Source organism: Acinetobacter sp. YH12046 (genome assembly GCF_013419905.1).
Taxonomy (GTDB): domain Bacteria; phylum Pseudomonadota; class Gammaproteobacteria; order Pseudomonadales; family Moraxellaceae; genus Acinetobacter.
Genome location: NZ_VOZF01000014.1, coordinates 60,453 through 68,958 on the forward strand (window position 1 = coordinate 60,453; position 8,506 = coordinate 68,958).

Below are 8,506 nucleotides of genomic sequence, written 5' to 3' on the forward strand. Positions count from 1 at the left end.
AACTTATGCAAATTTTTCTAATACTGCGAGGAACTCGGCACTTTGACGCGGATAAGTGGCAATCACGTCATGAATGCGCTGTCCTTCCGGATTGGTGGCGTTAAGATCGCGACCGTCTGCGACAAATTTGGTTAGTAGGCGTTCATAATCAAAAGGGCGCATATGCTTGAATGCATGATAAAGCACATGAAAATCTGCATTGACGCCTGCAGGAGGAAGCTGATTCAGGTAGGCATATACACGCTCATCTGACCATTCTTCGTTAAAGGTCGCTGGTTGAGATAATGCCATCGCAATCTCCTTGATGTAATTCTTCGGCATGAAAAAAGGCAAAATATGAGTTCGCAAGAGGCAAAGTCTTATCATGCACTTTGTCTATTCGAAGTATCACTTCACGTTTTGAGATGAGGTAAAAAAAATACTAATTACTATCAAGTCTACGCGAAGCCAAGCTTCTGGTCTTGCGTCTCAACAAAGCGGCGCTTTGTTGAGGCTCATATTTTGCCTTGAATCAATTTACTTGACTAATCAAAATTCAGATTATCGCTCTTCAGGTAAATTGATATTCATTTCAAGCATTTCAATGTTTGCTTCAGAACGTACCTGCATCTGAATGTGCTGTTCATCAACCCCGCGGACGTAGCGATTGACCACTTGCATGATCTCTGTCTTCATCTGGTCAATTTTATCCTGACTCAAACGGCGCCCCAAACCCTGTTCAGAAGCAACAATGACTTTCAAACGGTCTTTCGCGGTTTGTGCGCTTGATGGTTTATCCTCGCTACTAAAAAGTTTACTCCAGAATCCAGCCATGTTTACGCTCCAAATAATCGTGCTAACCAGCCCTTAGGTTTTACTTCAATATGACGGTAAGGACGCTCTTCACCCAGGAAACGTGCTACAAGGTCATCATAAGCCTGACCTGCGGCAGATTCGGTAAAGTGAATCACTGGTTTACCTTCATTCGATGCCTGTAGAACGCTTGGACACTCAGGAATAACACCTAAGGTTGGAACACGTAAAATATCTTTAGAAATATCGTCAATCGTTAACATTTCCTGTTTATCGGCACGTTCCGGATTGAAACGGGTAATACACAGGTGTTTACGGATGCGACCTTCGTTTTGTTCTACTTTTTTAGTTTTACTATCTAACATGCCAATGATGCGGTCAGAGTCACGTACTGAAGAAATTTCAGGGTTAGTCACAATGATAGCTTCATCTGCATGGTACATGGCTAAAATGGCACCACGTTCAATACCTGCAGGTGAGTCACACACGATATAATCAAATTCCTGTGAAAGCTCATCCATTACACGTTCTACGCCTTCATCAGTTAAAGCATCTTTATCACGTGTTTGTGAAGCAGGTAAAATATATAAATTTTCAATATCTTTATCGCGAATCAGTGCTTGTTGTAATCGTGCTTCGTTATTGAGAACATTTACAAAATCATATACTACACGGCGTTCACAGCCCATAATCAAATCAAGGTTACGCAAGCCTACATCAAAATCGATTACCACAGTTTTGTGGCCACGTAGGGCTAAACCTGTTGCAAAAGATGCACTTGTTGTAGTCTTACCTACGCCACCTTTGCCTGATGTTACGACAACAATTTTCGCCACCGAATCCACTCCTGTTATGGTTCAAATCCCCTATAAAATGGGGTTTTTGGTGTTTATTTATACATTAAAATTGTAGAGCTTCAAATACAAGCTCTTGTTGATCATTCAAGTAAATATGCACGGGTTTTTTCACAACATTCGGTGGAATGTCGTCGGCCACACAGTAAGTACCTGCAATAGAAATCAGTTCGGCCTCCAGCGCATGGCAGAAAATACGCGCTGCAGTATTGCCACCCGCACCTGCAATCACACGGCCACGCGCGCTGCCATAAATATGGATATTGCCTGAAGCAATCACTTCTGAACCACTGTTTATTCCGGCCGTAATAATAATGTCACCCTGATTCTGCACAATGCATTGGCCGGTGCGCAGAATTTCATCGTGATAAGAAGTCATATGCGCGACGATCGGTGCTGCATCAGCTTTTTCATCGTCAGCAGCAGATTCGGATTTGACTTCCATGACCTGTTCTTTGGTCGCCTTAATTTCCTGTAACTGACGGTCTGGTGGCAGAACAGGGAACTGAATCGCACGAGCCTGATCCCCCAGAATCCCTTCAGTCACTGCCATAGGCTGAACTTCGAGATCAATCAGTAACTGGATCAGGGCAATCAGTTCCTGATCGACTGAACTTTCAATCACCGCCAATGTGCCTGGCGGAAAAGCCGCTTGTAATTTTGGTTTCAGTTGCTGGCGGATTGCATCATGATCATTGGTATCGAGGCTAATGCGTAGCGCATTGACCATTCTGCCTTTTATCCGTATGTCAGCCATAATTTTTCCTTAATACTTCTGACTTGCTGTTTTATGTCGAAGCAATGTTGTAAATAGTGCAAATCCTAGAACAAATTTCGTTAATTCTCTAGCGATCCAAGTTATTTTTTTTATACGAATAGAATCAGCTTATCTTAGCCGAGTCTGCAAATGAAAACTCATCTATCTATTGAGCCCTGATTTTGTTCGTGTTCTTCTAAAATCTGTTGCCACTGTTTTACTTTGACCTGTTTTTGAATGGCTTCAAGTGTTTCAAAAACAGCCGATTCGACTAATTTATCAATATGTGGATTATGTTCAATCTGAATCTGGCTAATCTTATCTGAAATCATGGCAAAAGTCGGGTTTTCTTGTGATCCGCTATGTGTAAAAGGATCAATCAGGCCTTGGGTGATATTTTCTCCCAGACGTTGACCAATACTCTGGATCTGTCGCTCCAGTCGCCCGCCCACAATGGGAATCAGACGCAGAAGCTGAGTGAGTTCAGGTGTATCTTCAATGGCCTGATTGACGACTTGCCCGACATTTTTTGAAATCATGAAGCGCTGTGCCTGTAATTCCTTGCCCAAAGACTCTTGCAAGATATCTGCCAAAGCAATAGCCAGTAATTTACGGTGATGTTCAATCAAATCATCAATTAATTGTTTATGTGATGTGCTAGTGCTGAGTTCACGTTTAATGCCATCCAGTACCGTCAATACTACACGGCTCGAGAGCTCTTCCATCAGCAGGTTATAGTAGAAATTGCCCCGTCTGTACCAGCTTGCCGGTATGACTTTGTATCCATGGCTATGCAGATTGTAGCCAATCGCGACTGCACGTAACAGACGCAGAAAACGTAGCTGGGGGATGATGGATAAAATTTCATACCAGTGCACAAAGGGGAAGAACCACCAGCGGGCATGGTGACGCATAACAATGGCAATGAACCAGCGAACGATGAGCTCAATAATCAGGAAGGTGGTAAACCATCCCTCGGTAATCATTACCCAGGGACGTAATTCACTTTTATAAAACTGTAAGACATCAGGCAGACGAATGAAGTCAAACAACCAGTGCCCAAAATCGCTCATCAGAATGGCATTGGCACAGAGACAGAACAAATTGATGATGATGACAACCATCATGAAAATGTCGTAAATCAGTGCAATTTTCCAGCCCCAGGTACCTTTGCGAATAAACTTAAATGAGCTGGACACGAGGTCCGGGTTGTCGTTCTTCATAGTCTCTCTGGCAAATGTCAGGCAGAAGCAGAAATCAGGCTCTGCTGCATTTGCTCAATTAATTGGTCTTTTTCAGTCCAGATCTGGTCTACCCATTGCTGGAAACGTGCACGGTAATCTGCATCATCTTCATAATTGCCGCCGAGTACCCAGTCCGGAATGTCAATTTTTCTTAAGTTCACGGCAATACGCGGAACTTCGCCTAACCAGAATTCCCCATAACCTGGCACGCCATCAGGATAAACAATAGTCATATCCACCAGTGCATCAATTTTGTCCCCCAGAATATTCAGTGCCAGCGCAAGACCCCCCGCCTTAGGCTTCAACAAATGCTTATAAGGCGATTTTTGCTGTTCATGCTTTTCTGGGGTAAAGCGTGTGCCTTCCAGATAATTCAGCAAAGTAAATGGCTGGCTAACCAGTTGTTCACATGCCTTGCGTGCTTCTTCCATATCCCGATATTTCAGGGAAGGGTTTTTGGCAATCTGTTCCTTGCTATGCCGTTTCATCATCGGGAAGCCCAGAATTTTAAAGGCTTGACCTACAAATGGAATAAAAATTAGTTCCCATTTTGTAAAGAAGCGGGTGAGAGGCATGCGCGTTAAACCGAAATATTGGTTTATTGTGGTATCCACCCAGCTCTGATGATTACAGGTCATTAAATAACGCCCCTGCATGTTAAGATCCAGAGATTCATCAATGCTGATTTGCCATTTGGTATTTTTCAGGACATTGTCAATCAACCAGTTATTTACGCTTAACCAGCTATTGGTAATCTTGATATTAGTTTCATCAATCTTGGAAGATTTCTTAAAAAGTTTGGTCAGTCCCAAAGCCAGTACGGGTGGCCCATGGAAAAAAGTACTGCCAGTCATAACGGATGTCACCGTGAGGCCACAGGTAAGTTTTTTAAAAGTCGTTTGTTGCTTGCTTTTAGATGACATATAAAAACAGTCCCAGAGAATAATCGTCTAAATTTCATCACATTTTGAACAATATAGAGGGAGTTGATCGAATAGAAAAGTCCGATCGTTAAACTATGAAGAAACTATGATGAAATTCAGGAAACTGGTTACACATAAACATTACAAAATATTACTAAAAGATTTATTATTAACAAAAATTCAATGGTTATCCCATTATTTTTAAATCATTATCTGACCTAAGATACAAATTACACTACAAAGGAGGCATGCAATGCGTGCACTATTAATTTCAGCAGCTGTAGCAGGGGCAGTAGCACTTACAGGTTGTCAAACTACTGGCAATAACCTGGGTGGTGTTGAGTACGACAAAACAGCTTTGGGTACAGTAATTGGTGCTGCTGCAGGTTATGGTATTTCTAAAAGTAATGCCAATACTAGCCGTCAAAACAACCGTGCAGCTGCAATCGGTGCAGTACTTGGTGGTGCAGCGGGTGTTTACCTTGACAATAAAGAGAAAAAATTACGTCAAGCGACTGCGGGTACTGGTGTAGATGTAAACCGTAATCCAGACGGTTCAATCAACCTGGTAATGCCTGGTGCGATTACATTTGATACTAACAAGTCAAACATCAAACCAAACTTCTATGCAACATTGAACAAAGTTGCTCAAGTTCTGACTGAAGACAGCCAAAGTGGTATTTTGGTAACTGGTTATACAGATAGCACTGGTAATGACTCAATCAACATTCCATTGTCTCAAGCACGTGCACAATCTGTTGCGAACTACCTTGCTGGTCAAGGCGTAGCACGTACTCGTATCAATGCACAAGGTCTTGGTTCAGCGAACCCGATCGCAGACAACTCAACTGCAGCTGGTAAAGAACAAAACCGTCGTGTTGAAATTGCAGTATATGCTGTTCAGTAATCACTGATTTTGTAGAAAAACCACCTTCGGGTGGTTTTTTTTATGTCTGAAAGATGACGCAGGAAAATGAATTTTCAATTAGGCATCTGGGCATGAGATGACTATAATCGGAGCCGAATCTAGAAGAGGAAGCCATATGTCACTCGCCAGTCAGTTAAATGACAAGCAACTTGAAGCCATGAAATATACTCAAGGACCCTTGTTAGTACTTGCCGGAGCGGGTTCAGGCAAGACCTCGGTAATTACAAGAAAAATCGCGTACTTGGTCAAGCATTGCGGGATTCCGGCTCACCGGATTACGGCAATGACCTTTACCAACAAGGCGGCACGTGAAATGAAAGAGCGTGTCACCAAATTGCTGACCCGAGAAGAAGCCAAAGGCCTTTCAGTCTCGACCTTCCATACTTTTGGTCTAAATTTATTACGTTTAGAGCTCAAACACACACCGCTAAAAAATAATTTCTCGATTCTGGATGCCGATGACTGTAAGCGGATTCTGATGGATCTGATGCATCGCGATAATCTTTCAGGTGCTGAAAGCAAAGAACTGATTGCTAAAGCGATGAAGATGATTTCCGACTGGAAAAATGATCTGATTCCACCAGAGCAAGCACATACCACCTGTGAAACGCCAGAAGATGTTCAGTTCGCGCATTTATACCAACTTTATGAGCGAAATCTGCGTGCCTATAATGCCGTCGATTTTGATGACCTGATTGTGATGCCAACGCGTCTGTTACAGGAAAATGCTGAAGTTCGGGATAAATGGCAGAACCGTGTACGTTATTTGCTGGTCGATGAATATCAGGATACCAATACGGCACAGTATATTCTGGTGAAATTACTGGTCGGGGTCATGGGGCAGTTCACCGCTGTAGGGGATGATGATCAGTCGATTTATGCCTGGCGTGGTGCCAAGCCAGAAAATATGGCGCTGTTACAACAGGATTTCCCGAATCTGAAAGTGATCAAGCTGGAACAGAACTATCGTTCCACTAGCCGTATTCTAAAAGCTGCCAATACCGTAATTGGCAACAACCCGCATATCTTTGATAAAAAGCTCTGGTCAGATAAAGGTCACGGTGAAGTGATTCGGGTCATCACTTGTCGTAATGATGATGATGAAGCAGAACGCGTAGTGAAAGACCTGATCACGCATAAGCTGATGAATGGTAAAAACTGGAAAGATTACGCGATTCTGTATCGTGGTAATTTCCAGGCACGTATTCTGGAAACTCAGCTGCGCCAGATGCAGATTCCTTACAAGCTCTCTGGCGGTCAGTCTTTCTTTGCGCGTGCAGAGATCAAGGACATTATGAGTTACCTGCGTCTGATCATTAACCCGGAAGATGACAGCGCTTTCCTGCGGATTATTAACACACCGAAACGTGCCATTGGCCCGGTGACGCTGGAAAAACTCGGTCTGTTTGCCCAGGAAAATAATCTGTCTCTACTGTCAGCAGCAGGCGATCAACGTCTGACCATGGTGATCCCAAAGAAAGCGACCACACAACTGGCAGAATTTTCAGATTTTATCAATAACTTTACCCGTAACTTGCTGGAAGATGATGAGCCCGTACCGATTATCCGCCAGATGATGGTGGAAGCCGGCTATATTGACTATATCAAGGAATCCGCAGCGACGCCGGCACAGGAAAAAACCAAACTCGATAATATTGAAGTGCTGTATAGCAGTATTCAGAGTCTGATCAATCGTGCAGAAGATGTCGATGAAAAGAATATTGAAAGTGTCATCCGTAAGATGGTGCTCCTCGATATGCTGGAACAGCAGCAGGAAGAAGAAGATACCGATAAGGTTAACCTTCTGACCTTGCATGCATCCAAAGGTCTGGAATTTCCTTATGTCTACTTAATCGGACTGGAAGAAGAAATTTTGCCACATAAGAACTCGATTGCTGCCGAAACAGTCGAGGAAGAACGTCGTTTAATGTACGTGGGGATTACCCGTGCGCGTCAGGGCTTGACTATTACCTTAGCGGAACAGCGTAAGGCGGGTGGACAGATGAAACAGATGACCCCAAGCCGCTTCCTGGATGAGCTGCCAGAAGATGAACTGGAATGGTTAGGTCGCAAGAAAAAACTTGCAGGCAATATTGATCCAAAACAGCAGGCTCAGCACTATCTGGATAATTTGCGTGCCTTGATTAAACGGTAAAAGTAACAGAACGCTACAATTTTGATTCTTTAAATTTTTTGATATTAAACAACAGGAATAAATACATGAAAGTTCAGGTGAAAGTCCTTGATTCGCGTCTGGGGCAGGAATGGCCATTGCCGACTTATGCAACAACTGGCTCAGCAGGACTCGATCTTCGTGCATGTGTCAACGAAACGACTGTAATTGAACCAGGTCAAACAGTTTTAGTAAAAACTGGTTTGGCGATTTATATTGAAGATCCAGAATTTGCTGGCTTGATCTTGCCACGTTCTGGTTTAGGTCATAAACATGGGATCGTTTTAGGTAACCTGGTTGGCTTGATCGATTCGGATTACCAAGGCGAGCTGATGGTCTCTGTATGGAACCGTAGTCAGGCTGCATTTAGCCTGGAACCAGGTGAGCGTTTGGCTCAGTATGTATTAGTGCCAGTGGTACAGGCCGAATTTGATCTGGTGAATGAGTTTGAAGCAACCGAGCGTGGCGCGGGCGGTTTCGGTCATACTGGTAAAAACTAAAATTAAAGGATGACTTAACTTGGATGTTTTGAGTTAAGTCATCTTTTTTTAGAGTTTTAATCATAAAAACAATAAAAAAATGACAGAGCTATTTAATAAACTTTATTCTTGAATTTTATTTCAATGAAAAATATTTAAATAAATTTTTAGTATCATTTAAATAGAAAAATAAAATCATTCAGAATTTAAGAAAATAGATGATAAATAATAGACCTCTTGCGAAAGTAAAAACTGCCTCAATATAGATTTCATGAAATATCAGAAATTAAATCGTTTTTCAGATTCTGAATTCCAGCGCTTGGTTGGTGTACCTCGAGCAGTTTTTAGTGAAATGG

9 protein-coding genes and 1 pseudogene are annotated in these 8,506 nt (G+C 42.6%); 4 read left to right on the plus strand and 6 right to left on the minus strand.

The window, feature by feature from the left end; all coding sequences use genetic code 11:
* Positions 1–3: 3 nt before the first annotated feature.
* From FTU03_RS09895 to FTU03_RS09920, 6 genes are all read right to left on the minus strand, one after another.
* On the minus strand, positions 4–291 hold the full coding sequence (locus FTU03_RS09895; RefSeq protein WP_004783267.1) for a PA4642 family protein: 288 nt from the start codon (positions 289–291) through the stop codon (positions 4–6).
* A 249-nt stretch (positions 292–540) separates the two neighbouring features.
* Positions 541–813 (minus strand): cell division topological specificity factor MinE, encoded by a 273-nt coding sequence (gene minE, locus FTU03_RS09900; protein WP_004783265.1) that lies wholly within the window; start codon positions 811–813, stop codon positions 541–543.
* A 2-nt stretch (positions 814–815) separates the two neighbouring features.
* Entirely contained in the window at positions 816–1,628 is an 813-nt protein-coding gene (gene minD, locus FTU03_RS09905) for a septum site-determining protein MinD (protein ID WP_166137968.1), read from the minus strand.
* 64 nt (positions 1,629–1,692) lie between these two features.
* Positions 1,693–2,403: a septum site-determining protein MinC gene (minC, locus tag FTU03_RS09910; protein ID WP_179992884.1), complete on the minus strand. Its 711-nt coding sequence runs from the start codon at positions 2,401–2,403 to the stop codon at positions 1,693–1,695.
* A gap of 158 nt (positions 2,404–2,561) precedes the next feature.
* Positions 2,562–3,626 carry a preprotein translocase subunit SecA gene (locus FTU03_RS09915; protein WP_159124474.1) on the minus strand — a complete coding sequence of 355 codons (1,065 nt, stop codon included), beginning with the start codon at positions 3,624–3,626 and terminating at the stop codon, positions 2,562–2,564.
* A gap of 17 nt (positions 3,627–3,643) precedes the next feature.
* Positions 3,644–4,570: an acyltransferase gene (locus tag FTU03_RS09920; RefSeq protein WP_179992885.1), complete on the minus strand. Its 927-nt coding sequence runs from the start codon at positions 4,568–4,570 to the stop codon at positions 3,644–3,646.
* Between the two features lie 253 nt (positions 4,571–4,823).
* Here FTU03_RS09920 and FTU03_RS09925 point away from each other — a divergent pair, with 253 nt between their 5' ends.
* The 4 genes and pseudogenes from FTU03_RS09925 to FTU03_RS09940 all read left to right on the plus strand — a co-directional run.
* Positions 4,824–5,477, plus strand: a complete 654-nt coding sequence (locus tag FTU03_RS09925) for an OmpA family protein (RefSeq protein ID WP_159124472.1) — start codon at positions 4,824–4,826, stop codon at positions 5,475–5,477.
* Positions 5,478–5,613: 136 nt separating this feature from the next.
* Complete coding sequence (rep, locus tag FTU03_RS09930) at positions 5,614–7,653, plus strand: DNA helicase Rep (RefSeq protein ID WP_159124471.1); 2,040 nt, start codon at positions 5,614–5,616, stop codon at positions 7,651–7,653.
* A gap of 65 nt (positions 7,654–7,718) precedes the next feature.
* Entirely contained in the window at positions 7,719–8,171 is a 453-nt protein-coding gene (dut, locus tag FTU03_RS09935; RefSeq protein WP_179992886.1) for a dUTP diphosphatase, read from the plus strand.
* 250 nt (positions 8,172–8,421) lie between these two features.
* Positions 8,422–8,506: pseudogene (locus FTU03_RS09940) on the plus strand (IS5/IS1182 family transposase); the annotation flags it as partial.